Below are 23,966 nucleotides of genomic sequence, written 5' to 3'. Positions count from 1 at the left end.
TCCGGGTAATTGTAAGTTGGATCATATGACAGGTGACATTACTGACATTTCGACGTCAAATATATGTTTTAACGCAGGGCGTGGAGTTGTAGGTCAGTATGTGATTATTTCTGAGCCAAATAAATTGATTAATATTCGAGTTAATCAAAGAGATAAAGATGGTGATGGCTTGATCTTTATCCCTGATGGCAGAATCGAGAATGATGTAGAATCAAAACTGTATGTCGCTAATCAACAAATCCAAATTAACAGCAGCACATCGGGAGTGGTTCGTATTTTTATTGGTGGTCGTTTATTTTCAACAACTGAATTGGCACCGAATAGTTCAATTAACTTAACAAAAGAAGGAGGCATAGAGTGGGAAGTGCTTCCATAACACGATTTATTGTTCTTATAATCGTTATTCAATCGCTTATATCGGGCTGTGCATCTCAGAAAGATCTGGCAAGTGAGCGGCATCGTGCAACAGTCGAAAAATTTAAAGCTTTATCAGAATACTCGGAGAGTTTGATTACCCAACAAGGAATATATGTTGTCGGTAATATTCAACACGCAGTTTCTGATTCTGGTGTGAGTTATACACTCAAAGATATTCGTTTGAGTCATCAAGAAAATGAGTATTCATTTAATCTCTTAACTCCCTCTTTTTATGGTAAATATTCTTGTTCTGATGTTTGTGTATTGATAAACCAATATGATATAGCGACCGATAATCAGGGAATGACCATACTTGAGCGTTTTTTTACAGAAAATGAGCATGAATTGTATGCGTTTTATTCAGATTTTTATTTATTAAATAAAAATCTCGAATTGATGACTGATAAAAATAGGTATTTTGTATTCTCCTATTTACGTCATTTGACGCAAAACGAGAATACATTTTCAAGTATCGAAAACTTTAGCCTTTGGTTTAAGCGTGAAACAAGTTTAGATGCTTTCACTGAATATTTGTCTAAGGTTGAATTAATATCAAGTCAAGACATTGCAAGCTTTCATGTTGATTTTATCGAGCCATCCTTATTAACTAGCAATAACAGCGACGAAGTAGGTTTAACTGTTGTAAGCGAGAGTCTTGATGAAGTACTTGTATCAAAAGTGGACGAAGAGCAACTAACTTTTAAGCAGTATAAAACCACAGATGAGTTGTTAGTAGGACAAAGTCAATTAAATCGTTTAGAGCCTGAAATAGCTCAATATTCAGATATCGAAGAAGCATGGTTGGTACTCAATACTTACCCTAAGCATGAATCAATACATTTTGATATACCCGCAACGACAATGGATGAGCAGCTTATTGCAGAATTATCATTTCATAAAGACTCCATCAAAAGCAAAGTCGATCTCAGTGCTAATGATGTTTCACAGAGCACCAGCATTGAAACTCTCTCGTATGATATGACAGTATGTACTAGCCAAGAGAACTATATAGGTAAGGTTGTCTCGGTAGAAAAAGGTGATGTGATAATTGATTTGATTGGTCAAGCTCAATATGAAGATTTAGAGGGGCTTAGAAATTATCCAAGTGGTATTTTGACACGCCTCAAACAAGAGGTGATGATTATACAACTCAATGGCGAGAAAATATTCCCTATATCAGACGTAACACCTTGTAAAATAAAAGGGGTATAGCGACAATTCAATGCCGCATTTGAAAGCTTAAATTACTTGCTTTACTATCAAGCTAGGTATCAGCTTGTTCGAAGATGCGACAACAGTATTGGTTTCTAAAGCAATCACTCGTGCATTAATAATGACACCTTTATCATTATTAATCATAGTGCCTGATAAAATATAACCAATATTTTGCTGCTTTTTGAGATCTTCAATGTTGCGTGAAAATGCAAAATCACCTTTTTGAGTCACTGCAATATTTCCTGTGATTTTATGGTCGCTTATTGGTAAGCCCAGCTTAGGTAGCTCTGTCAGGAAGTATTCAGAAATTTGATTGCCTAACGCATTGGTTTGTCTTAGTGTACTATCAAGATTTACAAATGATGTGATCGCAATTGGCTGCCTAATATTGCGTTGTATTAATGAATCATTTAACTCTTTAGACATTTGTTGAATATATTCGTTAAGCAGCTGAAAATTAATATTTGTGCGAAATAATGTGGGATCTTGCGCGTCAGAATGCATATCATAAAGACCTGCGCTAGATGTTTTAGCTGAGGAGTGGGCTCCAATTCCAATACTTCCGCAGTTATAGGTTCTACCTGTTTCATCAATACATGTATTGTTGTTTGAGTTACTGTTAGCAAAAGGGTGGCTGCAGCCCACAAGTGCTAAAATCGGTAAGAAAACTAAATGCTTTTTAAATTGATAGTCCATAAAAAATACCTCAATGTGTTTAATTTTAAACATGCATTTTTTAAGCCAGAATGATTGAATCTTGGTGTGTTTTTCTGTAATGTTTTATGAGTTTAGGCCTCTTAGTTAAATGGATATAACGGCCCCCTCCTAAGGGGCAGTTACAGGTTCGATTCCTGTAGGGGCTACCAGCTGAATTATCAAAATAAGCCGATGTATAATTTTAAAATGATCGACGATGCTTTATAGCTAACAAAAAGCAAAGTCTGAGCTTTGCTTTTTTGTTTTCAACATTACTTTATTGTTGTTCAAAGTATGTTTCTAAATCATCCGAGCCGCCAATATGTTGTCCGCCAATAAATACTTGCGGTACTGTGTCTCTTCCTGACATTGCTTTTAAGCTGGTGAGTGAAGCATCTTTACCTAATACAATTTCTTCATATGCAAGGCCTTTTTGTTGAAGGAGGCGCTTTGCATTATTACAAAATGGGCAGTTTGGTTTTGTAAATAGTGCAATTGGTTTTGGCTTAATTTGGTGAGGATTAATATAGTCAAGCATCGTGTCGGCATCTGATACTTCAAATGGGTCACCTGGCAAATCAGGTTCAATGAACATCTTGTCAATCACCCCATTTTTAACCAGCATAGAGTAACGCCAACTGCGTTGGCCAAAGCCAATGTCGCTTTTATCAACGAGCATCCCCATGCCTTGAGTAAATACACCAGAGCCATCAGGGATCAAACGGATATTGCTGGCTTCTTGATCTTGTGACCATGCATTCATTACAAAAGTATCATTAACTGAAATACATAAAATATCATCGACTCCGTTTTGCTTGAATATATGGGCTAGCTCATTATAACGAGGTAAATGTGTTGACGAACACGTTGGAGTGAATGCGCCTGGTAATGAAAAAACCACTACAGTTTTATTATTAAATAGCTCGTCAGTGGTGACAGAATGCCATTCATCATTTGCTCTGAACGGAAAGGTCGCATTTGGGATTGTATGTCCGGTTAAATCTTTAAGCATTAAAATAGTCCTTTAATTGAAGTGGGAGTTGATTACATCTTTATTATGTGCATGGATGGTTTATTTATCCAATGTTTAAAATCGCTGGCATTCATCTCTTTTTTAGATGAATACCAGCGCATGGATAGGCAGTTATAACGATGGCTCTTGCCACTCTACTAATAGAACTATGTCGCTTCTTTGGATGTTTGCTAAAAGTTCATCGGAAATGCTACTTGCTATAGCTGAGTGTTTAAATACTTGCTCAATTCTGACTTTGTTCTCACTTTGAATAATATATGGCATGGGGTAACCGTTTGTGTCTAAAATGTGAGAGCGATGGGCAACCGAAAAACTCTGCCCTTTTTTTACTCCTTGATCAGTGCCTAAATTAAGTACTATGGTGTTATCTCTAATCTCTTTGATCTGACCTTGCAGTGGCAAACATGTCAACGTATCCCTTAAATCAAAGCTAACTTGGCGAGTTAGTTGCTCTATGGCTGTGCCATATTCAGAACGCCAAAATTGACTGCTAAACACACTTGGTTGGGCTGTTTTTTTAAAGCGCCATACCGCGCTAGTTTGATAAGTGTTTTGCCACATCAATTCATGGGTGAGGGCGTTTATTAGCATGAAGTCCAAATTAAAAAACCGTTCAAATTGTTCATCTTGCCAAAATAAAAAATCAGAATTCTGCTGAGAGCCTAAAGAGGCATCAGTGATTTGAGAAATCAAAACATACTGACTGTCGGTGTGGGTTGCAATTTGCTCTACTAGGCGGTTATCAAATTGTAACTGCTCGCTAAAGTAGTCTTGGACGCGTATTGATTTGTTGTAATAAGGGCGTGCAGCAAGAGATTGCTCATTGTTTCTAATTGTTTGAAATAACTTCTCGCTGAAGGCCTTGTTGATGTCAAAAATTTGACCGTGTAAGGCGTCTTCACGGTTGCTAAGTTGAGTTTGGGTGATTGCTACTGATTTTTTGAAGTCAGATGAGAAACATTGTTTATCGTTAGGAAAAATATCCAGCCTAACGGTGACAGAGACGAAGTCATTAGAATATGTTTCGTCAATTAACTCGATATTATTTATCTCACCATGCGCCCTTACTTTGAGTTGATCTTGAGTAATTAAGCCATCTGCGACTGATTGTAAACTTGATACCGAAGCGCCAGCGTAAACAAGCGCTTGCTTAATTGCATCTTCAGTTGCACGAGCTTTAGCGCTGTGTTTATCGCCATCTCTGATTTGTGCTTGGCCTGTAGATTCGTACCACTGTGCATGGCAGTTGATCGCGAGGAATAAAAGAAGCAAAGCTGTTAATTGTTTCATATTTATATCTTAATTCATTGTGCTTGTTATTTTTACAGCAAATAATGTACCAGATAACTAAAAGGATATGTTTAGGCATATTTTGTGCATGGTTTGATGCAAAGAAATATTATGGAAAGTTTGAAATGAAACGTGCAGTCTTAGTATTTACAGGCGTGATTGCGCTATCGGGGTGCTCGCATATCTTCGATAAGCAAATAGAATACACTTATCAGCAACCTGATTCTTATCCAGTTTTGAAGGCTGTAGGTTATGCTCCAATTAGCCTTCAACCGGGTCAAAATGAGCAACAAAAAGCAATTTTGGCAATTAAAGCTTCTAAGTTAGAAGCATATAGAGAGCTTGCAGAACAAGTGTATGGTCAAAAAATTACGGCTAACTCTTCTGTTAGGGCTATGGTTGCCACGAATGACACATTAAACTCTCAAGTAAATGGTGTTGTGAGGGGAGCGAAAGTTATAAAGTCGTATGCTGTAGGTGATATATATGCGACAGAGCTGGAGCTAGATATGAAACTGGTTTATGACCTTTATATTGGTGAAGTAAAACCTAGAAGTATTAAAAAGGTAAAGTACTATTAATCGATGGGGGAGTTAACAAACTAAGCTTTGATCCCTTTCCCTAATGTTGAATTGCCCGTAGCGGCACCTTTTTTATCATAGGTGAGAGAAAGTTTAGAACCCAATAGAATGTCTTTTACTTTATTTACAGCAACATGTGTCTGATGTGCTGCATGTGCATTTATATCATTCTGTTTTTGACAGGCCGCCAATTCATCTTTTACTTCTTTAATTAACTCATCTACTTCAGTGACTGATTGAATCATTTTCGCAAGTCCGTAATGTGCAAGACGTTTGTCTACATTTTGAACCTTTTTTAGTATATCGAGTTTAGTGGTTGCTGAGTCAGTTAAACTATCTGCATTACGAGAACTGATCGCTGCTAATTCATTAGTCAGTACAAGACTCAGTTGAGCTAAATTACCTTTTTGCTCATTCAGTAAATCAATAACATGCGAAACATTGGCGAGATCATCCATATAAATTAAACTCAAATTGAGCGATGTTTTTAGCTAGCTTTTCAGCATTGACTTGATAACTACCTTCGCTGATCGCTTTTTTGAGCTCATTTACTTTTTTCGCATCAAACCCTGGAGCCTCATCTGCTTTTGTTTGAACATTTTTAAGTTGCTGAGCTTGAGATGTTAATACAACTGAATCAGCAGCAGATTTTGGGTTTGTAGTAGCTGTTTGAGTTGGAGTGACGGCACTATTTTTATCACTTGACTGGGCAGCCTGTTTATTATCAGTAAAATTCACATTGTGAGAATTTCGATTATTTACTTGATTTACCATGATCTTTTCCAAACCTATTAAAGTTAGTACTTTAGTATCGGCTAATTTAATAATAACTTTAGCATAAATGTGTGTTTTTTCGTATGTGATTTTTTGCTAGTTAATGGTTAAATTAAAATTTATTTTCTTTTCAAAAAGAGCACATTAATCAGGTTAGAAATTAATAATAACCTGATTCGGACCTGTAACTTGTGCTTGGATTTTTTTTCCTGACTGACTGTTTTCTATCAAAATATTCTCACCAATTAAGCCATTTTCTAAAGCTTCGCCATTTGTTTTAATGCTTAAAGTTTTATGCTTAGCGTAAATGGTGACTTTATCTCCTTTACAAACCGCGCATATTTGATTCAATGAAATTGAGCTACCAGCTCGAATGGATCGGGTAGCGCGACTTCCTATGAGTTCTTCAACTGAGCCTATGTGGTGACTACGCACTAAATGGCTCGGACGCATTTCGATCACTAATTTATCTTGTGTGATGATCTCTCCCTTTGCAAGCGCCGACTGAGTGACTACTAGGGAGGATAACTCTGTGGCTCGAACCTGAATATATTGATGCCACATATTATCATCTAAGCATTTAATTTGGACCGTCATTTGTCGATTCGTGTAACTGCGATTCGCTGTATTCATAACAAGCTCACTGTTACAACTTCTTTGTTTGATATGATCATCGAGTGGTAATGCATCGATAGTTCGCTCACCATTAGTCAAGGTGGGCAGCCTGCTTGCGATAAAATCCACGGCAATATTTTGTAGCTCGGTATTGCTATATGTTTTTGCAATAGTTGGTTTTGTAGTCAATAGTAACGTAAAGACTATGAAAACTAATTTGTAGATGTTTTTTTTGAACAAACTCATAAGGTTTCGACTATGCTTTATGTTGAAAACAAGGTATAAATATTTTGCGTCAATATTCAGGCGCTTGCTGTACTTAAATTATCATGAAGCAAAAATCATTCCGGGTATTTTGTTTTTTGACTAGGAGATTAAAATGGCGGGTATTTTAGACTCGGTTAACCAACGCACTCAGTTGGTTGGTCAAAATAGGCTGGAGTTGTTACTGTTTAGATTGCGAGGTCGGCAGCGCTTTGGCATTAATGTGTTTAAAGTGCGAGAAGTACTGCAATGCCCAAATTTAACTGCTTTACCAAAATCAAATGGTTTTATCCGAGGTGTCGCGCATATTCGTGGTCAGACAATATCAGTTATTGATTTGTCACTGGCCGTCGGTGGACCAAGAATTGAAGATGTCACAAACAGTTTTGTAATCATCGCTGAATATAATCGCTCTGTTCAAGGATTTTTAGTTGGCTCGGTTGAGCGAATTGTTAATATGAACTGGGAAGCAATTATGCCGCCGCCCTCTGGTTCTGGTCGATACTCGTATTTGACAGCAGTCACCGAGATTGAAAAAGAATTAGTGGAAATTCTTGATGTTGAAAAAATACTCAATGAAATCTGCCCTGTTGCTACTGAGGTCAATAGCTCAATTGTTGCAGATGGTGAGATGCAAAAAGATTTAGGCGAACGTATTGTCTTCATTGCTGATGATTCAGCTGTTGCCAGAAATCAAGTAAAACGAGCTTTAGAGCCTTTAGGTGTTCAGACTGAACTAGCCAAAAACGGTAAAGAGGCGTTAATTCGACTTCGAGAAATCGCAGCAGATGACTGTCAAAATAATATAACCGAGCGTGTTGCTTTACTGATATCTGATGTGGAAATGCCCGAAATGGATGGCTACACGTTAACTGCAGAAATAAAAGCAGATCCGAAACTAGCACCATTGCATGTGATCCTTCATACCTCTTTGAGTGGTGTGTTTAATCAAGCAATGATCGAAAAAGTGGGCGCAGATGACTTTATTGCGAAGTTTAACCCTGATGAATTAGCTGCGGCTGTGAAAAAATGGGTCCATTGTGACTGATCTTGAACAGGTGAAAGAGCTTGGAAAATAAACATTTAGAGCAAAGTGAATACGATAAATTTCGCACCTTTTTAGAGCAGCAGTGTGGGATTGTATTAGGTGATAATAAACTGTATTTAGTTAAAAGTCGGCTTGCACCTTTAATGAATCGTTTTGAGGTGTCGTCTTTATCTGAGTTAGTTAATAAAACTTTAAGCCCTCATGAACGTCAACTTCGAGCTGCAGTTGTAGACGCGATGACGACTAATGAAACTCTTTGGTTTCGGGATCAGTACCCCTTTGAATTATTGAAAACAAAATTATTTCCAGAATTAAAGGATTTACGAAGACCCGTTAAAATTTGGTCTGCAGCGAGTTCTTCGGGGCAAGAGCCATACTCTATTTCTATGTCTGTAGTTGAATATCAAAGCCAAAAACCAGGGGGGCTTGCTCAAGGAGCTCAAATCATTGGAACTGATATTTCTAATACAATGCTAGATCTGTGTAAAAATGCCGAATACGACTCTTTAGCTTTAGCAAGAGGCTTATCACCAGAAAGACGTAGTAAGTTTTTTCAAGATAGTGAAAGAGGGATGGCAAGAGTGAATGAGAATGTTAGAAAAAATGTAACTTTTCGACATTTAAACTTACTTGACTCGTATGCTTTGCTCGGGAAGTTTGACATTATTTTTTGTCGTAATGTATTAATTTATTTCTCAGCTGATGTTAAAGCTAAGATCATTGCACAGTTTGCTCAGTCGTTAAATCCTAAAGGCTACTTGTTTTTGGGTGCTTCGGAGTCCATGACAGGTTTGAGTAATGATTTTGACATGATCCGTTGTAACCCAGGTATCATTTACCAAAAGAAAAGTTAACATAAGTTCAATTCACCTTCTTTCTGTCACAAATATACAATAGTGGCCTACCCTTTGCATAATCTCTCCAAAGTCAAAAAATTGGAGGGGTTATGGCTATCAACTTTGATAAGGCGTTTGGTATTCACCCAAATGCTATGCTAGCCAGAGTACAGCGTGCTGAAGTATTAGCGAGTAATATTGCCAATGCAGATACACCTGGATACAAGGCAAAAGATATCGATTTTGCACAGGCATTAAGTAATGCCAAGTCCGCTCAAAGCAGCAATCTTGTGCGCACTAATGAAAAACATTTCAGTTTGTCGACCTCCTCAATCGAATCAAATAGTTTATTTCGCAATCCAAATCAACCAGATACAGGTGATGGTAATTCAGTTGATGTACAAGTGGAACGGAACTTGTATGTACAAAACTCTATAGAATACCAAGCAAGTCTCAGATTCATGACCGGTAAAATTCAAGGTCTAAAGAAAGCACTGGGTAGTCAAGGAGCTTAATGATGAGTTTATTTAACGTTTTTGATATTACCGGCACAGGAATGAGCGCGCAATCGGTGCGTTTAAACACCACTGCGAGCAACATTTCTAACGCAAATAGCGTGAGTTCTAGTGTCGATGAGACATATCGAGCACGGCATCCAGTTTTTGCCGCAGAGCTGACAAAAGCTGCCGCTTCGCAGCAAGGTGAATCAGTGGGTGTAAAGGTGTTAGGTGTTGTGGAAAGTGATAAGCCATTGCAAATTGAATTTAATCCAAACCACCCGATGGCTGATAAAGACGGCTTTATTTATAAATCGAATGTGAATGTGGTTGAAGAGATGGCCAATATGATCTCTGCGTCAAGAGCTTATCAGACCAATGTACAGGTGGCGGATGCTGCTAAAAGTATGCTGAGCAAAACAATCATGCTTGGTCAGCGTTAATAGGAGTGTGCAATGTTTAATCCTATAAATGGTTCACAAAGCAGCAGCTTTGTAGACAGTTTAAAAAATACAAAAGAAGAGAAAATTCAAACAGCTGAAGAAGCGAATGAATTATCTCAACAGGATTTCTTCACATTGATGACGAAGCAGCTCTCGATGCAAGATCCGATGAACCCAACAGACAATGAAGCCATGATGGCGCAAATGACCAATATGTCGATTGCTGAAGGTGTCAGCAATATGGCGACTAAATTTGATCAATTTGCAGCTTCTATGACTTCAAACCAAGCATTGCAAGCGTCTAGCTTAGTTGGACGAGATGTCTTGATTGATACTCACTATGTGCACAATACCCCAGGTGAAGAAGTCTCAGGTCGTATTGCTCTAGAGCAAGGTGCTTCAGATATCAAAGTTCGTATTGAAGACGAGCGAGGAGTGGTTGTTGGCGAAATTCCTTTACCGGCATCCACGGGTGGAAATCTCGAGTTTAAATGGGATGGGAAAGACTCCAAAGGAAATACAGTTCCTGAAGGCATGTACAAAATTCGTGCTGTAGGCCTAGTGCAAAACGTGCCTGATGAAAATGGGGTACTTAAAGCGCGGCATATTGAATTGCCTGTTCAAGCTCGTTCAAGAGTTGACAGTGTCAGTATGGGGCAAAATGGTACAGGGCTTGTGCTTAACTTTAACGGGTTAGGCAGTGTTAAATTTGAAGATGTTTTAGAAGTCAGTTAATAGGGTAGGTTAATTATGTCATTCAATATCGCTTTAAGTGGCTTAAAAGCTGCGCAAAAAGATTTAGATGTTACCGCCAATAACATCGCCAATGTTAATACATATGGTTTTAAAGAGTCGCGAGCTGAATTTGCAGATGTGTTTTCAACTTCTCTATTTTCAAACTCTAAAACGCAAAATGGTGAAGGGGTGTTAACGCAAGATGTTGCCCAACAATTCCATCAAGGGAGCTTATTATTTACATCAAACTCGCTTGATATGGCAATTAGTGGTAATGGTTTCTTTGTTACTACCGATGGTCCGTTAAGCCGTGATTTTACCTATAGCCGTGCAGGTGCTTTTAAGCTCGATAGTGAAAATAGAATTGTCACTTCAGGCGGAGACTTCTTGCAAGGTCTGCCTGTTAACGATGACGGGTCGGTGAAATCAGTGAGCTTAAGCACGACAGCGCCTATTCAAATTCCTGATAGTGCAGGTTCGCCAGCGGCAACGGCTCGAGTGGATATGAGTTTTAATTTAGATTCGAATGCAACTCCGCTTGACCCTTATCAATTTGATCCGACAGATACGTCTACCTACACAGCATCAACCTCGACAGTGATTTATGATTCTTTAGGTAACAGTCGTATAGCCTCTTATTATTATGTTCGAACGGCTGATCCTGCGACAGTTAATGCAGCAGCTCCAGCCCCAAGCCCAGGTTTTGCTGCTGTACCTCCCGCGCCAAACAACACCAATGCTAACTCTTGGGTGATGTTTGCAACGGTGACTGATGATGCTGGGGTGCAACAAAAAGTTGATTTACAACAAGATCCACTAGCAGTTACTGGACCGAACGCAACGACATTTTCATTACGAGATCCTGCAACAGACCCAACAGCAATAACGGGGATGCTGATCCAATTTGATACTTCCGGTGGAGTGGTAGGAGATACGTTCCCTACGCCAAAAACCGAAGCTCTAGGAGCTCCTGGTAATATCACAGGTGCGCCTATTGCGTTACCTTATGAAGGGGCAAATGTGATAACGAATGGGGCTGATCCAGATCAAAATTTAATTATGGTTATGTCAAATCTTACTCAATTCTCATCTGCGTTTGAAGTGACGGCATTGAGTCAAGATGGACAAACGGTAGGTCGTTTAACGGGGATCTCTATTGGCTCGGATGGTTTGATTGAAGCGAAATACTCTAATGGTGACTCACAAGCGATTAGTAAAGTTGCGTTGGTACGTTTTCCAAATGATCAAGGTTTAACGCAAATAGGTAATACAGCATGGACTGCAAGCCAAACATCAGGAGATCCCTTAGCTGGAGAACCTGATTCAGGAACGTTCGGCTCTATTCGCTCGGGTACGCTTGAGCAATCTAACGTTAATTTAACTGGTGAGCTGGTTGATTTAATCACCGCTCAACGAAACTTCCAAGCAAACTCACGTGCGTTAGAAGTTAATAATCAAATTTCTCAGAATATCTTACAGATCCGGTAAGTGTAAATTTATCGGTAAGTTAAATGGCTACCTTAGGGTAGCCATTTTTTTTGGCACTAATATTGCTTTATCAGGTTAAGGTTCAATTTATTGGCGAATAGAAATGGATAAGTTGCTGTATATTTCCATGAGTGGGGCAAAGCAAAATTTAATTGGTGTGTCAGTAAAAGCCAATAATTTAGCAAATGCATCTACGGTTGGTTTCAAAGCTGATTTAGAGCAAGCGCGTTCTATGCAAGCGTTTGGTGAAGGTCATCCGACACGTGTTTTTGCCATGGAAGAGCGTCCAGGATCAAACATGTCCATGGGAGCACTCTCAACAACAGGCCGAAACTTAGATGTCTCAGTCAGTGGCGGTGGTTGGTTTACAGTTCAGGATAACCAAGGTGAAGAAGCATATAGTCGCTCAGGTAATTTGCATATAACCAAAACAGGACAACTGCTAACTGCCCGCGGTGAGCCAATGATTGGTGAAGGCGGGCCGATTATTTTACCTGTCCCAATCGAAAAGATTCAAATCTCAGATGACGGCACAATCCAAGTGCGCCCTCAGGGAGCACCGGCTAATTTCTTAGAGGAAGTGGATCGACTCAAGGTGGTCGTGCCCGAAAACCAAAACTTACTTGAAAAAGGTCTCGATGGATTATTTAGGCCCAAAGACAAAGATGCATTTAATGATTTGTGTGGTTTTTGTGATACAGCACCGAATGTCCGCGTAATGAGCGGTACATTAGAAATGTCGAATGTAAATCCAGTAGATGAAATGGTTGGCATGATTGCGCACCAACGCCAATTTGAATTGCAAGTAAAGATGATGAAAACCGCAGAGAAGATCGACGAAAGTCAAAGTTCTCTAATGCGAATTATTTAATTAATTGACGGAGGATAAATTATGCATCCGGCATTGTGGATAAGTAAAACGGGGCTTGACGCTCAACAAACCGATATAGCGGTTATTTCGAATAATTTAGCCAATGCGAGCACGGTTGGTTATAAAAAAAGTAGGGCTGTATTCGAAGACTTGTTGTACCAGAACATCAATCAACCTGGCGGCCGCTCTTCTCAAGACACCGAAATGCCTTCTGGTTTGATGTTAGGAGCCGGTACAAAAGTTGTGGCAACACAAAAGAATTTTTCTCAAGGAAATATGATCACCACTGATAATTCTATGGACTGGATGATTCAGGGGCAAGGTTTCTTTGAAGTGTTATTACCAGATGGGAGCTTAGCTTATTCTCGTGCAGGTCAATTTACCACTGATGGTGATGGCCGAGTGGTGACATCAGGCGCAGGCTTTCCTGTTCAGCCTGAAATGAATGTCCCCGATGATGCTCAGTCGCTTACGGTATCTCAAGATGGTGAAGTTTCAGTAAGAGTGAGAGGTCAAGCTGATAATGTCGTCATTGGTCAGTTAACGATTTCTGATTTTATTAATCCATCAGGCCTTGAGCCGATGGGACAAAATCTTTTTACAGAAACGGCTGTCAGTGGTGCTCCTATTCAAGGTAACCCAGGAGTTGAAGGGCTCGGTATTATTGTACAAGGCGCGCTTGAAACATCAAATGTGAACACCACTGAAGAGTTAGTGAACTTAATTGAAACACAGCGTATTTATGAAATGAACTCAAAAGTTATTTCATCAGTGGATCAAATGCTGAACTTTATTAATCAGCAGCTTTAATGAGTGGGAGAGGATCATGAAGAATATTCTAGTCTGTTTGAGTACATTACTTTTATCTGTTGGCTGTATGTCGACAGGAAATCGTACTGTGCTGCAAGATGATCCTTACTATAGCCCGATGGTTCCTGAGCCGACGACAGAACAATTGGTGCAAACGGGCTCTTTATTTGATGCTTACACTTCAAATGATTTATACAGTGATAAAAAAGCAGTACGTGTCGGCGATATCATCACTGTAATGCTTAATGAATCGACTCAAGCCTCTAAAAGCGCCAAAACCGAAACAGATAAAGCAACAGACATTGGTCTACAACCTATCGTAGGTTTAGGTGGAAACAACGTTAATATCGGTGGTGAAAGTATTCAGTTGGGATTAACGTCCGATGCCTCTTATAAAGGGGATGCTAAATCTAATCAATCAAATAGTTTAAGTGGCAATATTTCAGTCAATGTGATGCGAGTTTTGCCTAATGGTAACTTGATGATCCGTGGAGAGAAATGGCTCACTCTCAACACTGGTGAAGAGTTTATTCGATTAGAGGGAATTATTCGTGTCTCTGATGTTGCAGCGGATAATACGGTAGAGTCGAATCGTATTGCCAATGCCCGGATCCAATATTCAGGAAAAGGTGACATGCAAGATGCTCAAAGTAGTGGCTGGCTTTCTCGCTTTTTTATGGGCTCTTTATTTCCTTTTTAGGATGTTCGATTATGAAAATATTCAAATATTATACTTACCTTATTTTATTAGCTCTATCGTCAATGAGCTATGCAGAACGCATTAAAGATGTTTCTATGGTTGAAGGGGTACGTGATAATCAGTTGGTTGGATATGGTTTAGTTGTTGGACTACCAGGCACTGGAGAGCAAAGCCGTTTTACTGAACAAACGTTTAAAGCCATGCTCAATAGTTTTGGTATAGCCTTACCTGCCACTTTAAAACCGAAAATTAAAAATGTCGCGGCTGTGGCCGTACACGCTAAACTTCCGCCGTTTGTGAAGCCCGGTCAAACAATTGATGTGACCGTCTCATCTATTGGCAGTGCAGGGAGTTTACGTGGTGGTACATTGTTGCAAACTTTCTTAAAAGGGATTGATGGTAATGTGTACGCGATTGCACAAGGGAGCTTAATTGTCAGTGGTTTAGGAGCTGAAGGGCAAGATGGAAGTCGAATTCTAGTCAATACTCCCACAGTTGGCAGAGTCCCTAATGGTGGTACTGTCGAGCGAGCGGTGGCCAATCCTTTTTCTCAAGGTGACTACATTACCTTCAATCTTCATCGTCCTGATTTCACAACCGCTAAGCGCCTTGCAGATACCATTAACGAACTCGTTGGGCCAAGCTCAGCCAGTGCGATGGATGCAGCTTCGGTAAGAGTTATTGCCCCACGAGATGTATCACAACGTGTTGCGTATTTATCAACGCTCGAAAATCTAGAGTTTAAACCTGCAGATACTTCAGCCAAAATTCTCGTTAACTCACGTACTGGTACGATAGTGATTGGTAAAGATGTCCGACTGCAGCCTGCCGCAATTACCCATGGGGGATTAACGGTGACTATTGCCGAGCAACAAAATGTGTCGCAGCCTAATCCATTTGCTGAAGGCGAAACGGTTGTTACTCAACAAAGTATCATTGATGTATCCCGCGATGATACGCGTGCATTTGTTTTTGATCCCGGCGTGAGTTTAGATGATTTAGTTCGGGCTATTAATGAAGTGGGCGCAGCACCTGGTGACTTAATGGCTATTTTAGAAGCGTTAAAAGAAGCCGGTGCGATCAGCGGACAATTAGTCGTTATCTAAATACAATCCGACTTTTCATAAAAACCCAGTTTTCACTGGGTTTTTATTTTTAATATACTGATAAATAAGCTTATTATTACATTTGTTTTGTTGGCATTTCAATTGCATTGATTAAGGTAATCTTTGGAGTGTCAACAAACTGTTATGAATGAACTTAATCAACAAATGCCCAGTAATTATTTTGACCTAAATAGTCTGAATGATTTACGCCGAGATGCAAAAAACGGCCAAGGCAATGAAAAAGAAGCGCTTCGAAAAGCTGCGCAGCACTTTGAATCTATTTTCATGAATATGCTGTTGCAAAGTATGCGAAAAGCCAACGAAGCATTTGAATCTGATAGTCCTTTCAATAGTCAATCAACCAAATTTTATCAAGACATGCATGATCAGCAGCTGACCATGGAGCTTTCGAGTAATGGCTCGCTTGGGTTAGCTGATTTAATTGTGCAGCAATTGAGCCCAGATTATTCAACCTATCGCCCGGCCTCAGTTCTAAGAGGTAATGGCGATCTAGGCACTCAGAGTCAGAACATGAGTGATATGAGCGTGCCACCATCGAAAAAAAACCTACCTAGTTGGGTTGATGAACAGTTTTCAGTTGCAAATATACAAGCACAAAGTGCATCAAATAATACAGCTAGCCAGATTAAACCTGAGCCTATTACCCGCTTTGATTCTCCAGAGTCATTTATTCAAAAATTATGGCAAAAGGCGAAGGTGGCAGGGGAGAAACTTAACCTCAATCCAGCCGCGATGATTGCCCAAGCTGCACTTGAAACAGGTTGGGGAAAGCATGTAATTACAGCGCCTAATGGTCAATCTAGTAATAATTTATTCAATATAAAAGCAGGTGGTAATTGGCAGGGTGACTCAGTCAAAAAAGTCACATTGGAGTTTGAAGATGGCGTTGCAGTCAAGAAGAACGCAGCTTTCAGAGCGTATGACAGTATTGAAGAAAGCTTTGATGATTTTGTGAATTTTTTAAGTTCAGGGAGTCGTTATCAAGAGGCACTCAAGTCAACCGGCAATATGGAGCAATTTTTGCATAAGTTACAACAAGCAGGTTACGCAACTGATCCAAATTATGCGAAAAAAATTATCGGCATCCTCAATAGTGAAGGGCTGCAGCAGGGGATCAGTCGCATGTTAAGTAACGACGTTGCAAACATTACGGAGTGATAACGAATGAGTTTTGGAATTTTAGGCACAGGTGTTTCAGGCTTAGCAGCCGCTCAAAAAGGGCTCGACACCACAGGCCATAATATTGCCAATGTGAACACGGCTGGTTATAACCGTCAAACAGTTGAGCAAATTTCAACGGTGGGTATCCCTTTTGGTGGTGTGTACTTAGGAAATGGAACCCAGATTTCTTCAATTTCTCGTTCATTTAATGAATTTTCTTACAGCGAAGTTATTTATAACAAGAGCCAATTTAATTACAACAATACTCAAACGGTTAATGCTGGGCGTTTAGATAACTTCCTTGCAAACACCGATACAGGGATCACCAAAAGTATTGAGGAAGCCTTTAATTCTATCAATGGTGTCACTGAAGATCCGACCATTATTTCTGCAAGAAATGTATTTTTAAGTACCGCAGAGTCAGCTGCGAAACGATTTAATAATATGTTTACCGAGGTGGAGCAGCAACATCTTGGCAATATCAACCAAGAAATAGAAACGACCGTTGCGGCTATTAATGAAATAAGTACACGAATTGCTCAGCTTAATGGTGAAATCGCGGTGGCGAACTCGGTGGCTGAGAATGGCTTCCCAGCCAATGATTTACTTGATAAGAGAGAGCTTTTAATTAGTCAGCTTAGCGAACGAGTTGAAGTTAACATTATCGATTTGCCTGATGGTACCATAAATTTAACTGTGGGTACTGGTTTGACGCTCGTTGCCGGGACGTTTCCGGTTCCTTTATCAGTAGAACGAAATGAATTTGATACAAACAAATTAGAAATTGGTATTTCTCCAACTCCTGGTGCACCTAAAAAGTCGATTGTGACAGATCAAATTGATGGTGGCTCACTGGGAGGGTTATTCAAAATTAGAGAAGAGCTTCTTTTACCTGCAATTCGTGAAATGGGCAAAATCTCAATTGCTTATGCAGATGCGTTTAATCGTCAGCAGTCGTTAGGCCGTGATTTGAATGGCGCACAAGGAACCAATTTATTTAAAGATATCAATGATCCTCAAACCGCTTTATCAAGAACACTTAATTCTCGAAATAACCCAGTTGGAACAGACTTTTCAATCAATATTACCAATGCCGCTTTAGTTACCAGTGATGAATATAAAATGGTCGTGGATGCGGGTGGTAATTTAGTTGTTACTGATAAAGACCAAAATACATTGGTGACTTTTACAGCGGCAGATATTGCAGGCATGTCGCCGCCGACAAATACTCGGTTAGAAATTCCTGGCACTGGTTTAAATATTAATATTGCAAACAATAATTTAGCGCCAGGTGATAAGTTTCTGATCCGTGCAACCTATTCTGGTTCTCGTGATATCGAGCGTACTTTAGAAGATCCAACATTAGTGGCTGCAGCGGGTAATCAACTTGATGTGGCAGCAACCACTAATCCTAATAATGTTGAGTTTAATCTTTATGAAATTAGCAACACTGCGGATGCTAATTTTCCTAACGAAGTCAATTTTCCTTTGCCATTAGCCCCTCAAATTCAGGTCGCTATTAATGCGGCAGGGACACAATACAGTATTCAAGATTCCGCTGGTGCCCCTTTAGCGGCACCCGCTGGTGGTCCTTTTAATATCCCAGCCGATCAAATCATAGATTTACCCGGTATGCGTTTTGAGCTCAAAGGTAAATTGGCTGGGAATGAAGTATTCACAATCACAAATCAAGATGGAACAGCGCCTTATAACACCAAGAAATTCGGACCAGGTGACAATACTAATGCTTTGAAAATGCTCGATTTTCAAAATAAGAAAACACTGGATGGTGGTACGAATACATTCTCGGAATCCTATGCAGAATTGGTCACTTTTGTTGGTGTGAAAACGCAAAGTGGACAAATCAATGCCGACTCATTTGCAGTGTTACTTTCAGGTGCAGAGCAACGGATGGCGGCTATTTCAGGAGTTAACTTAGATGAAGAGGCGGCAAATTTGATCCGCTACCAGCAAGCTTACTCCGCTTCAGCGCGAATTATTTCAATCGCTAATGAAACCTTTGACAGTTTAATGCAGGCCGTAAGGTAGGAGTTAATTATGAGAATCGGAACCGCTAACTTTTATCAACGTTCATTGGTCAACCTGCAAACTCGCCAGTCTAATTTAGATCGGGCGCAAGAAGAGTTGTCATCAGGAAAAAAAGTTATTCGCCCTTCGGATGACCCTGTGGCATCTAACAGCATTATTAAACTTAAAAAAGAGCTCGAAGTATCAAATCGTTACATTGACGCACAATCAACTGCGACACGCTATAACCGTGAAATGGAAACATCTTTGGACTCAATGAATAACATTTTGCTTAGGGTACAAGAGATCCTCACAGGTGCGATTAACGGTTCACTAGATGAAAATGCGCTAAAAGCGTACCAGCAAGAGTTAGGCTCTCGTCTTGAAGAATATGAAGGTATTGCGAATCAGAAAAATGCGAATGGTGATTACATGTTTTCTGGCTATCAGACACGGACACAGCCGTTTCAGCAGGATGAGTTTGGTTATTTTGAATATTTTGGTGACAGCGGTCAACGTGAAGTGCTTATCGCGCCAAGTTTTGAAGTCGCTGTCGCTGAGCCTGGTAATCAATTTGTCACTAATGTTGCGTCAAAATACAGTCATTTCCGCCCAGCCGCGGCAGCGGCTAGTGGTGCTAAGGTATCATTGGGGTTTGTGAAAGATCCGACAGAGTTTAAAGCGCCAACAGCTCCAGCAAATACGTATCAAATTCAATTTACAGGTGCGGTGCCACCCCTTGCTGATACTTGGCAAGTGATCGATGTATCAATGGCCGCACCAAATGTAGTGAGCGGCCCATACAACTATGCTGCGGGTGATGACATTAACTTTCAAGGAGTCAGTGTCAAAACAAACCTAAATATTCCACCCCAAGCTGGTGACACTATTGATATGCAGCCTGATGTTAAGCCGAATGAAACGAGTACTCTTTGGCTTTTTAAACAGGCTATGGATGCGATGTCTATTACAGGTAATAGCTACACAACACAGGCTATTCAAGGATCGACGCTGGCTATTACCGGTGGAGATATTAACTTTCCAGATGAACATAAATTAGCCGATTTTGAGATTGTTTTTCCAGCGGCTGGATTAGTCGAAATCAGAGAAGTAAATCGAGCCACTGCACCGCCTACTGTGTTATCTACGCCTGTACCCGCTCAAGCTTACAACCCGGCTGGGACCAAAATTGAATTTAATGGAATGGAATTGAATTTGTCAGGCACGCCGGGGAATCAAACAACTATTCCTGCCGCGCCAGCGCCAAATTACCCGGAATCAATCCAACTTGATAAGCCTGAGAGTAGTCGACGTGTTGAAGTCCTCGGAACCTTATTACAAGAGATTTCAAGTGCGCAAACCAATATTGACAACACTCGTTCTCAAATCGGTGCGCGTATGAACAGTATTGATAATGAAGAGCAAGCCCAGCTTTTGTTTAAAGAAACAACAAAAGTCACACTGGCGGAAATAGAAGAGATTGATGTCTATGAAGCTGTTACCAATTTGGAAAACTCACGTGTTGGTTTACAAGCTGCACAACAAGCTTTTTCACGTGTTCAAAACTTATCCTTATTTGATTACATATAGTTGGCACATTAAATGCTTTTAATTATTGAAGACACACTTCCATCACTGAGGAGAAACTAAGATGGGTATGTATATTAATACTAACGTGGCCTCTATTAATGGCCAACGTAACTTAAATAAATCGACAGAGGGCCTTACGACCTCTATGCAGCGCTTGTCATCAGGTTTAAGGATTAACTCAGCCAAAGATGATGCTGCCGGAATGCAAATTTCTAATCGCTTAACGTCGCAAGTAAACGGTTTGACCGTTGCCGTTCGAAATGCAAATGATGGTATTTCAATGGCGCAAACGGCCGAAGGTGCCTTACAAGAAAGTACCAATATTCTACAACGTATGCGTGATTTGGCGATTCAATCTGCTAATGGTACCTATTCCGATGGCGATCGCGCAGCTCTGCAAGAAGAAGTTGTGCAGTTACAGCGCGAACTGGATCGAATTGCAGCGACGACGACATTTGGTGACCGAAAACTATTAGATGGCTCTTTTGGTACTGAGGCCTTTCAGGTTGGCGCAAAATCTTTTGAGACTATCAATGTCAGTATTGGCTCTTTTGAAGCGACCGATATGGGGGCTGAATCATTTGAGTTAATCAATGGTGATACGACGACGGCAACTGCGGTTCTTGGTACTGCTACGAATATTAATCAAGTCGATAGTTTAGTTGGTTTTGGTAACATGGCTCTTACGAGTGGTGTCACTGCTTACTCTTCTTATACAAATAGTATTCAAGGTGCATTAGCTACCTTGAGCACTGCAGCAACCTATTCATTAGGTATTAAAGGCGGCTTAGGTGAAGCGAATGTCAGTGTTAATGGTGTTGCAAGTGCCTATGAAGCCGCTCAAACGGTTAATCAAGTATCGGCAAGAACCGGTGTCCTTGCTGATGCTAGAAATAATGTCACGCTTGATTTCTTCTCGGGCGCGAATGATGCTGCATTGTTGTCGATAAACACAACTATCACTATGGAACTACGTGGCCAAAACACAGATCCAGCAATTGATCCTGCGCGAATTAAATTTACCTTATCTGACACAGAAGATTTGACTTCAGTTGTTAATGCTTTTAATGAAGCAGCGACAGTGACTGGGATTTCTGCAAAATTAACAGGTGATGGCCGCGTAGCACTGATTTCTGAACGTGGTGACAACATCGTGATGGAAAATATTCAAGCGACAGGCGCAGAAACACTATTAGCGATTAGTGCTACAACTTATGGCTATGATGGCAACGTCTTGGATACAACTACAGCAATTGCATCAGGAACGATAGCGGATTCAACAGGTGCACTAGGCGCATCACTAAATGAGACCGCAGCAACGTTTGCAACCTTTATTGGAACTGTTCGAACTCATGGTAACAATGATTTTAAATTAAGCTTGACTGGTACCGCTTTAGAGGGTGGTAACTTATTACAGGGCACAGGTAATACAGCGGTCATTTCTGAAAAAGAAACAGTCGATGAAATCAATATAGGTACGGCTGTTGGTGCACAAAAAGCGATTGAGATTATCGATGGTGCGGTATCTTACATTGATAGCCAACGTGCAGGATTAGGTGCGGTGCAAAATCGTTTATCAAGCACGATTTCTAATTTAGAGAATGTTGTTGAAAATGCGACGGCGTCTAGAAGTCGTATCAGAGATACTGACTTTGCGATGGAAACAGCAACAATGACTAAAAATCAAATATTACAACAAGCCGGCACTTCAATTTTGGCGCAAGCCAATCAGTTACCTCAAGGAGCATTATCACTTTTGGGTGGTTAAACTTCTTAGTAACTTTTTCTCCTCTTCCAACTCCAGCATATGCTGGAGTTTTTTTATCTTTTAAATAATGTGGTACGTATCCTGCATTTATTGTTTGAGATAGGCTTTTAGCCATTTAAAACAGTAACTAACCTAAACGTGGCAATTGCTTGCCATAAGGGGATGCAAACAATGGGCATGTATATCCAAACAAATGTTGCCTCTATAAATGGGCAGCGCAATTTAAACAAATCAAGCGATGATTTGACCACTTCTATGCAGCGACTATCATCTGGTCTGAGAATTAACTCCGCTAAAGATGATGCCGCAGGCATGCAAATCTCCAATAAATTGACGTCGCAAGTGAATGGCTTAAACGTTGCTGTCAGAAATGCTAATGATGGTATTTCTATGGCGCAAACAGCGGAAGGCGCACTGCAAGAAAGTACGAATATTTTACAACGGATGCGAGATCTAGCCGTACAGTCTGCCAATGGTACTTATTCCGATGGTGATAGAGCCGCTCTTCAAGAAGAAGTCGTGCAATTACAGCGAGAATTAGACCGTATCGCATCAACTACGACATTTGGTGATAGAAAACTGCTTGATGGCTCATTTGGTACTGAAGCGTTTCAAGTTGGCGCTCGCTCATTTGAAACTATTAATGTCAGTGTTGGCTCATTCTTTGGTGAAGATATGGGAACTGAGTCCTTTGAAATTATCAATGGTGACACCTTAACGGCGACCACGCTTGGAACAAGTAAAGGCATGGCCGCGGTTGATAGCTTAATAGGCTTCGGTAACATGAGTTTAATGACCGCTGCGACAGCGGTGAGTTCGTATACAAATTCAATCGAAGGTAATTTACCTACTTTATCAACAGCTGCAACCGTTGCCTTATCTATTAAAGGTGATTTAGGCAGTGCTACAGCAAGTATTAATGGTATCGCAAGTGCATATGAAGCATCGCAAACGATTAATCAAATCTCGGCTAAAACTGGCGTGATTGCTGATGCTCGTAATGTAGTGACGCTTGACTTTTTTGGTGGTGCAAATGATGCCGCTTTACTCTCGATTGATACCACAGTTACTTTAGAGCTTAGAGGGCAAAATACCGATACATCACAAGATGGCGCGCGCATTAAGTTCACTATTTCTGATACTGAAGATTTATCTGCCGTAGTCAATGCGTTTAATGAGCAAGCAACTGTAACGGGAATCTCAGCAAAACTGACCGGGGATGGGCGTGTTGCTTTAATTTCTGAACGTGGTGATAACATCGTCATGGAGAATATTCAAGCCACGGGCGCTGAAACAGTCTTAGCGATCAGTGCAACTAGTTATGGTTATGATGGCGAAGTGCTTGACACCACAACGGCAATTGCCTCAGGAACATTAGGCAGTGCAGGTACTTTAGAAGGATTAGTTGCAGAATCGGCTGCTGGGTTTGCGACATTTGTCGGAACTGTTCGTACGCATGGTAATGGTGACTTTAAATTGAGTTTAGGTACGGCAACGGCGTTGCAGGGCGGCAATATGCTGCAAGGCACTGGCAATACCGCGGTTATATCAGCTAAAGAATCTGTGGATGATATCAATATCGGGACGGCTGTTGGAGCGCAAAAAGCAATTGAAATCGTTGATGGCGCGCTTTCTTATATTGATAGTCAACGTGCGGGGCTCGGTGCTGTTCAAAACCGCTTGAGCTCAACAGTATCGAATCTTGAGAACGTAGTTGAAAATGCCTCAGCATCAAGAAGCCGAATTCGAGATACTGATTTTGCCATGGAGACTGCGAGCATGACTAAGTCACAAATATTGCAACAAGCTGGCACATCTATTTTGGCCCAGGCTAACCAGTTACCACAAGCAGCCTTGTCTTTATTAGGCTAATTAAATAATGAAAAAAGAACCAATTGAGAAATTGGTTCTTTTTTATGTAAATAAAATCAATCACTAACGAATTAATTCATCCTAGTAAAATTAAAATAGTTAAAAAA

24 protein-coding genes and 1 tRNA gene are annotated in these 23,966 nt (G+C 40.3%); 19 read left to right on the top strand and 6 right to left on the bottom strand.

What is annotated here, in order from left to right; translation table 11 throughout:
• The first annotated feature begins 25 nt into the window (after positions 1-25).
• Together PULV_RS09975 and PULV_RS09970 are read left to right on the top strand one after the other, a co-directional pair.
• Positions 26-376, top strand: coding sequence for a hypothetical protein (locus PULV_RS09975; protein ID WP_086743910.1), 351 nt, complete (start codon positions 26-28; stop codon positions 374-376).
• Positions 358-1,629 carry a hypothetical protein gene (locus tag PULV_RS09970; protein WP_086743909.1) on the top strand — a complete coding sequence of 424 codons (1,272 nt, stop codon included), beginning with the start codon at positions 358-360 and terminating at the stop codon, positions 1,627-1,629. The genes PULV_RS09975 and PULV_RS09970 overlap by 19 nt, the downstream gene beginning before the upstream one ends.
• Positions 1,630-1,656: 27 nt before the next feature.
• On the opposite strand, the gene PULV_RS09965 is transcribed toward PULV_RS09970, so the two are convergent.
• A complete protein-coding gene (locus PULV_RS09965) occupies positions 1,657-2,328 on the bottom strand; it encodes a FlgO family outer membrane protein (protein ID WP_086743908.1) in 672 nt (223 codons plus the stop codon).
• Positions 2,329-2,423: 95 nt separating this feature from the next.
• Here PULV_RS09965 and PULV_RS09960 point away from each other — a divergent pair.
• Positions 2,424-2,498: transfer RNA gene (locus tag PULV_RS09960), tRNA-Arg, on the top strand.
• Between the two features lie 107 nt (positions 2,499-2,605).
• On the opposite strand, the gene PULV_RS09955 is transcribed toward PULV_RS09960, so the two are convergent.
• Both PULV_RS09955 and PULV_RS09950 read right to left on the bottom strand, forming a co-directional pair.
• The gene (locus tag PULV_RS09955) at positions 2,606-3,340 is read right to left on the bottom strand and encodes a glutathione peroxidase (RefSeq protein ID WP_193331601.1); all 735 of its coding nucleotides are present in this window, start codon (positions 3,338-3,340) and stop codon (positions 2,606-2,608) included.
• A gap of 132 nt (positions 3,341-3,472) precedes the next feature.
• Positions 3,473-4,651, bottom strand: a complete 1,179-nt coding sequence (locus tag PULV_RS09950) for a flagella assembly protein FlgT (RefSeq protein WP_086743906.1) — start codon at positions 4,649-4,651, stop codon at positions 3,473-3,475.
• Between the two features lie 125 nt (positions 4,652-4,776).
• Between PULV_RS09950 and PULV_RS09945 the strand changes: the two genes are divergently transcribed.
• Positions 4,777-5,232, top strand: coding sequence for an LPP20 family lipoprotein (locus PULV_RS09945; RefSeq protein ID WP_086744013.1), 456 nt, complete (start codon positions 4,777-4,779; stop codon positions 5,230-5,232).
• Positions 5,233-5,252: 20 nt separating this feature from the next.
• Here PULV_RS09945 and flgN read toward each other — a convergent pair whose 3' ends face one another.
• The 3 genes from flgN to flgA form a co-directional block, all read right to left on the bottom strand.
• Complete coding sequence (gene flgN / locus PULV_RS09940; protein WP_086743905.1) at positions 5,253-5,690, bottom strand: flagellar export chaperone FlgN; 438 nt, start codon at positions 5,688-5,690, stop codon at positions 5,253-5,255.
• Positions 5,683-6,006 (bottom strand): flagellar biosynthesis anti-sigma factor FlgM, encoded by a 324-nt coding sequence (gene flgM, locus PULV_RS09935; protein ID WP_086743904.1) that lies wholly within the window; start codon positions 6,004-6,006, stop codon positions 5,683-5,685. The genes flgN and flgM overlap by 8 nt, the downstream gene beginning before the upstream one ends.
• 153 nt (positions 6,007-6,159) lie before the next feature.
• Positions 6,160-6,810, bottom strand: a complete 651-nt coding sequence (gene flgA, locus PULV_RS09930; protein ID WP_176365171.1) for a flagellar basal body P-ring formation chaperone FlgA — start codon at positions 6,808-6,810, stop codon at positions 6,160-6,162.
• 190 nt (positions 6,811-7,000) lie between these two features.
• Here flgA and PULV_RS09925 point away from each other — a divergent pair, with 190 nt between their 5' ends.
• The 15 genes from PULV_RS09925 (at position 7,001) to PULV_RS09855 (ending at position 23,859) form a co-directional block, all read left to right on the top strand.
• Positions 7,001-7,933: a chemotaxis protein CheV gene (locus PULV_RS09925; protein WP_086743902.1), complete on the top strand. Its 933-nt coding sequence runs from the start codon at positions 7,001-7,003 to the stop codon at positions 7,931-7,933.
• Between the two features lie 20 nt (positions 7,934-7,953).
• Positions 7,954-8,787: a CheR family methyltransferase gene (locus tag PULV_RS09920; RefSeq protein ID WP_086743901.1), complete on the top strand. Its 834-nt coding sequence runs from the start codon at positions 7,954-7,956 to the stop codon at positions 8,785-8,787.
• A gap of 92 nt (positions 8,788-8,879) precedes the next feature.
• Positions 8,880-9,284 (top strand): flagellar basal body rod protein FlgB, encoded by a 405-nt coding sequence (gene flgB, locus PULV_RS09915; RefSeq protein ID WP_086743900.1) that lies wholly within the window; start codon positions 8,880-8,882, stop codon positions 9,282-9,284.
• A 2-nt stretch (positions 9,285-9,286) separates the two neighbouring features.
• On the top strand, positions 9,287-9,709 hold the full coding sequence (gene flgC / locus PULV_RS09910; RefSeq protein WP_086744012.1) for a flagellar basal body rod protein FlgC: 423 nt from the start codon (positions 9,287-9,289) through the stop codon (positions 9,707-9,709).
• A 12-nt stretch (positions 9,710-9,721) separates the two neighbouring features.
• Positions 9,722-10,444, top strand: a complete 723-nt coding sequence (locus PULV_RS09905) for a flagellar hook assembly protein FlgD (RefSeq protein WP_193331600.1) — start codon at positions 9,722-9,724, stop codon at positions 10,442-10,444.
• 15 nt (positions 10,445-10,459) lie between these two features.
• Positions 10,460-11,932 (top strand): flagellar hook protein FlgE, encoded by a 1,473-nt coding sequence (gene flgE, locus PULV_RS09900; RefSeq protein WP_086743898.1) that lies wholly within the window; start codon positions 10,460-10,462, stop codon positions 11,930-11,932.
• Between the two features lie 103 nt (positions 11,933-12,035).
• A complete protein-coding gene (locus tag PULV_RS09895; protein WP_086743897.1) occupies positions 12,036-12,803 on the top strand; it encodes a flagellar basal body rod protein FlgF in 768 nt (255 codons plus the stop codon).
• 21 nt (positions 12,804-12,824) lie between these two features.
• Entirely contained in the window at positions 12,825-13,613 is a 789-nt protein-coding gene (flgG, locus tag PULV_RS09890) for a flagellar basal-body rod protein FlgG (protein WP_086743896.1), read from the top strand.
• A 16-nt stretch (positions 13,614-13,629) separates the two neighbouring features.
• Positions 13,630-14,313 (top strand): flagellar basal body L-ring protein FlgH, encoded by a 684-nt coding sequence (flgH, locus tag PULV_RS09885; protein WP_193331599.1) that lies wholly within the window; start codon positions 13,630-13,632, stop codon positions 14,311-14,313.
• A gap of 11 nt (positions 14,314-14,324) precedes the next feature.
• On the top strand, positions 14,325-15,419 hold the full coding sequence (locus tag PULV_RS09880; RefSeq protein ID WP_086743894.1) for a flagellar basal body P-ring protein FlgI: 1,095 nt from the start codon (positions 14,325-14,327) through the stop codon (positions 15,417-15,419).
• Positions 15,420-15,563: 144 nt separating this feature from the next.
• Positions 15,564-16,598, top strand: a complete 1,035-nt coding sequence (gene flgJ / locus PULV_RS09875) for a flagellar assembly peptidoglycan hydrolase FlgJ (protein ID WP_193331598.1) — start codon at positions 15,564-15,566, stop codon at positions 16,596-16,598.
• Positions 16,599-16,604: 6 nt separating this feature from the next.
• Positions 16,605-18,650 (top strand): flagellar hook-associated protein FlgK, encoded by a 2,046-nt coding sequence (gene flgK / locus PULV_RS09870; protein ID WP_193331597.1) that lies wholly within the window; start codon positions 16,605-16,607, stop codon positions 18,648-18,650.
• Positions 18,651-18,659: 9 nt separating this feature from the next.
• Complete coding sequence (gene flgL, locus PULV_RS09865) at positions 18,660-20,219, top strand: flagellar hook-associated protein FlgL (RefSeq protein ID WP_193331596.1); 1,560 nt, start codon at positions 18,660-18,662, stop codon at positions 20,217-20,219.
• A 61-nt stretch (positions 20,220-20,280) separates the two neighbouring features.
• The gene (locus PULV_RS09860) at positions 20,281-21,987 is read left to right on the top strand and encodes a flagellin N-terminal helical domain-containing protein (protein WP_086743890.1); all 1,707 of its coding nucleotides are present in this window, start codon (positions 20,281-20,283) and stop codon (positions 21,985-21,987) included.
• 171 nt (positions 21,988-22,158) lie between these two features.
• Complete coding sequence (locus tag PULV_RS09855) at positions 22,159-23,859, top strand: flagellin (RefSeq protein WP_086743889.1); 1,701 nt, start codon at positions 22,159-22,161, stop codon at positions 23,857-23,859.
• Positions 23,860-23,966 lie beyond the last annotated feature (107 nt).

Source organism: Pseudoalteromonas ulvae UL12, assembly GCF_014925405.1.
GTDB lineage: Bacteria > Pseudomonadota > Gammaproteobacteria > Enterobacterales > Alteromonadaceae > Pseudoalteromonas > Pseudoalteromonas ulvae.
This window is presented reverse-complemented; position numbering and strand designations above follow the sequence as displayed.

Excerpts from the sequence above, each read along its gene's own strand:
- PULV_RS09955 (WP_193331601.1), bottom strand. The coding sequence starts at position 3,340 with ATGCTTAAAGATTTAACCGGACATACAATCCCAAATGCGACCTTTCCG.
- PULV_RS09925 (WP_086743902.1), top strand. The coding sequence starts at position 7,001 with ATGGCGGGTATTTTAGACTCGGTTAACCAACGCACTCAGTTGGTTGGT.
- PULV_RS09975 (WP_086743910.1), top strand. The coding sequence starts at position 26 with ATGACAGGTGACATTACTGACATTTCGACGTCAAATATATGTTTTAAC.
- flgL (WP_193331596.1), top strand. The coding sequence starts at position 18,660 with ATGAGAATCGGAACCGCTAACTTTTATCAACGTTCATTGGTCAACCTG.
- flgB (WP_086743900.1), top strand. The coding sequence starts at position 8,880 with ATGGCTATCAACTTTGATAAGGCGTTTGGTATTCACCCAAATGCTATG.
- PULV_RS09905 (WP_193331600.1), top strand. The coding sequence starts at position 9,722 with ATGTTTAATCCTATAAATGGTTCACAAAGCAGCAGCTTTGTAGACAGT.
- flgJ (WP_193331598.1), top strand. The coding sequence starts at position 15,564 with ATGAATGAACTTAATCAACAAATGCCCAGTAATTATTTTGACCTAAAT.
- PULV_RS09895 (WP_086743897.1), top strand. The coding sequence starts at position 12,036 with ATGGATAAGTTGCTGTATATTTCCATGAGTGGGGCAAAGCAAAATTTA.
- flgK (WP_193331597.1), top strand. The coding sequence starts at position 16,605 with ATGAGTTTTGGAATTTTAGGCACAGGTGTTTCAGGCTTAGCAGCCGCT.
- flgG (WP_086743896.1), top strand. The coding sequence starts at position 12,825 with ATGCATCCGGCATTGTGGATAAGTAAAACGGGGCTTGACGCTCAACAA.
- PULV_RS09860 (WP_086743890.1), top strand. The coding sequence starts at position 20,281 with ATGGGTATGTATATTAATACTAACGTGGCCTCTATTAATGGCCAACGT.
- flgC (WP_086744012.1), top strand. The coding sequence starts at position 9,287 with ATGAGTTTATTTAACGTTTTTGATATTACCGGCACAGGAATGAGCGCG.
- flgH (WP_193331599.1), top strand. The coding sequence starts at position 13,630 with ATGAAGAATATTCTAGTCTGTTTGAGTACATTACTTTTATCTGTTGGC.
- PULV_RS09945 (WP_086744013.1), top strand. The coding sequence starts at position 4,777 with ATGAAACGTGCAGTCTTAGTATTTACAGGCGTGATTGCGCTATCGGGG.
- flgM (WP_086743904.1), bottom strand. The coding sequence starts at position 6,006 with ATGGTAAATCAAGTAAATAATCGAAATTCTCACAATGTGAATTTTACT.
- PULV_RS09965 (WP_086743908.1), bottom strand. The coding sequence starts at position 2,328 with ATGGACTATCAATTTAAAAAGCATTTAGTTTTCTTACCGATTTTAGCA.
- PULV_RS09855 (WP_086743889.1), top strand. The coding sequence starts at position 22,159 with ATGGGCATGTATATCCAAACAAATGTTGCCTCTATAAATGGGCAGCGC.
- PULV_RS09950 (WP_086743906.1), bottom strand. The coding sequence starts at position 4,651 with ATGAAACAATTAACAGCTTTGCTTCTTTTATTCCTCGCGATCAACTGC.
- flgN (WP_086743905.1), bottom strand. The coding sequence starts at position 5,690 with ATGGATGATCTCGCCAATGTTTCGCATGTTATTGATTTACTGAATGAG.
- flgE (WP_086743898.1), top strand. The coding sequence starts at position 10,460 with ATGTCATTCAATATCGCTTTAAGTGGCTTAAAAGCTGCGCAAAAAGAT.
- PULV_RS09880 (WP_086743894.1), top strand. The coding sequence starts at position 14,325 with ATGAAAATATTCAAATATTATACTTACCTTATTTTATTAGCTCTATCG.